The 2,181-nt window shown below is 47.0% G+C and carries 4 protein-coding genes; all 4 read right to left on the reverse strand.

The annotated features are described in order from the left end of the window. Positions 1 to 229 precede the first annotated feature (229 nt). The gene (gene rpsR / locus M3200_RS05915) at positions 230 to 463 is read right to left on the reverse strand and encodes a 30S ribosomal protein S18 (RefSeq protein ID WP_022382623.1); all 234 of its coding nucleotides are present in this window, start codon (positions 461 to 463) and stop codon (positions 230 to 232) included. Positions 464 to 493: 30 nt separating this feature from the next. Then, the gene (locus M3200_RS05920) at positions 494 to 940 is read right to left on the reverse strand and encodes a single-stranded DNA-binding protein (RefSeq protein WP_022382624.1); all 447 of its coding nucleotides are present in this window, start codon (positions 938 to 940) and stop codon (positions 494 to 496) included. A gap of 12 nt (positions 941 to 952) precedes the next feature. After that, entirely contained in the window at positions 953 to 1,237 is a 285-nt protein-coding gene (rpsF, locus tag M3200_RS05925; protein ID WP_022382625.1) for a 30S ribosomal protein S6, read from the reverse strand. A 141-nt stretch (positions 1,238 to 1,378) separates the two neighbouring features. After that, on the reverse strand, positions 1,379 to 2,146 hold the full coding sequence (locus tag M3200_RS05930; RefSeq protein WP_022382626.1) for an SDR family NAD(P)-dependent oxidoreductase: 768 nt from the start codon (positions 2,144 to 2,146) through the stop codon (positions 1,379 to 1,381). Positions 2,147 to 2,181 lie beyond the last annotated feature (35 nt).

Raw genomic sequence — 2,181 nt, forward strand, 5'->3', positions numbered from 1 at the left:
TAGGGAAAGGAAGCTCCGTCGCTTTTTGTATTAAATTGCTAAACCAAGTATAAACTTCGCGCTCTTATATTGTCAATGGCACAATCAATGATGATATAGAATCATAAAGGAGTATGGGGATTCCTCGAGAATTTAGAAGAATAAACGAGAAAAAACAGTTCCGATTCCTCTTTCTCCTCTTATTTATGCAAATAAAAAATCCCCAGCATAAGCCGGGGATCCGTTTTGATTAGTCAGCGCTGAAAGGAAGAAGAGCGATAGCTCTAGCTCTCTTGATAGCGAGGTTAATCTTACGCTGATGCTTTGCGCATGTTCCTGTAACACGACGCGGCAGAATCTTGCCTCTTTCAGAAACGAAACGGCGAAGAGCAGCGATATTCTTGTAATCAATGGTGTCTACGTGATCAACGCAGCACTGGCAGACCTTTCTTCTCGGTCTTCTTGTTCTATCTTTTCTAAACATGGTTCTTTATCCTCCAAAATCAATTGCTTATCAGAATGGAATGTCCTCATCTCCCGGTGTGGAATTCCCAAATTGTCCAAAGCCGCCGGAACTAGATCCCTGTGAACCCATTTTTCCGGATGCGCCGAACGGACCCTGAGGCTGTGAAGGATGCGCATTTCCAAGCGGAAGTGCTACGAAATTAGCAACCACTTCAGTCACCCATCTTCTCTGTCCTTCCGGAGTGTCATAAGAGCGGGTGCTTAAGCGGCCTTCAACGAATACACGCATGCCTTTTTTCAGCTGGTTGCCGACAGACTCTGCGAGATTGCCCCAGGCAACAACGTTGATCCAGTCAGTCAGCTCCTTCTGTTCACCCTGAGGAGTTGTGTAGTTACGATTTACCGCAACGGTAAATGATGCGACCGCACGACCCGTCTTTGTTGCACGAATCACGGGGTCCCGTGCCAGATTACCCATAACTTGAACTGAATTCATCGTTTCTACCTCTTAGTCATCCTGTTTTACAATGATATGACGGATAATTTCTTCATGAATCTTGATAACGCGGTCAAGTTCTTTAATCTGCGCCGGATCAGCCTGGAAATCTACTACTACGTAGTAGCCTTCACTCTGATGCTTTACTTCGTACGCAAGATGACGTTTGCCCCATTCATCAACATTGTCAATCGTGCCGCCGATTCTTGTGATCGTGTCCTGCACCAGCTTGACAGCAGCCTTAATGACTTCATCATCAGCTGCATTCACAATGAACATAACTTCATACTTTTTCACGAAATTCGCCTCCTTTTCGGACCTATGTCCCGCGCTCTCCGCGGGCCAGGAAGTTACTTGCCAAACAGCAAGCTTTTATATTATACAAGATGATTCCAAAAAAAGCAAACCCTCCCCTGAAATATTCAGGATGAAAGGAAATTACTGCTTTTTCTTCTTGCTGACCATGAATCCGGTCGCCTGCTGATTGGCCATGATGACGATATCGCTGATCTGCACGCGTTTGGGACGGCTTACGGCAAAAGCAATGATATCTGCGATATCTTCTGCATGAAGCGCATCTACGCCTTCATAAACGGCTTCTGCTCTTTTCTTGTCGCCATGGAAGCGGACTTCACTGAAAGGCGTGTGAACGATGCCCGGCTGGATCGTGGTCACCTTGATATCGCTGTCAATGACATCGATGCGGATGCCGTCGCTGAATGTCTTGACGGCTGCCTTTGTCGAGCAGTAGACAGCAGCGCCTGCATACGCATAAAGGCCTGCCGTAGAGCCAAGGTTGACGATGTGGCCGCTGTTTCTTTCAAGCATGGACGGAAGGAATGCACGAGTGACAAGGAAGAGCCCTTTGATATTCGTATCGATCATCTGAAGGATATCTTCTTCCTTTGTTTCTGCATACGGTTCAAGTCCCCTTGCAAGTCCCGCATCATTGACAAGAACATCCGGTGCGCCGAAAGCAGCAAGGCATGCGGCAACGGTTTTCCTGATTTCTTCTGGTTCCCTGACATCCAGGACGTATGGAGTGACCTTGACGGAAAACTCTTTTTCAATGTCAGCCTTCACAGAAGAAAGCTTCCCTTCGTTCCTTGCAGCCAGCGCCAGATCATAACCGCCTGCTGCCAATGCTTTTGCTGTGGCAAGACCGATGCCGCTCGTTGCGCCTGTAATGAATGCATATTTGCTCATTTCATTTCCTCCCTCAATGACCTATACAATTTACA

The organism is Dialister sp. CAG:357 (assembly GCF_000435155.1).
Lineage (GTDB): Bacteria > Bacillota > Negativicutes > Veillonellales > Dialisteraceae > Dialister > Dialister hominis.

Coding starts and splice junctions, on each gene's coding strand:
- rpsR (WP_022382623.1), bottom strand. CDS start 463: ATGTTTAGAAAAGATAGAACAAGAAGACCGAGAAGAAAGGTCTGCCAG.
- M3200_RS05930 (WP_022382626.1), bottom strand. CDS start 2,146: ATGAGCAAATATGCATTCATTACAGGCGCAACGAGCGGCATCGGTCTT.
- M3200_RS05920 (WP_022382624.1), bottom strand. CDS start 940: ATGAATTCAGTTCAAGTTATGGGTAATCTGGCACGGGACCCCGTGATT.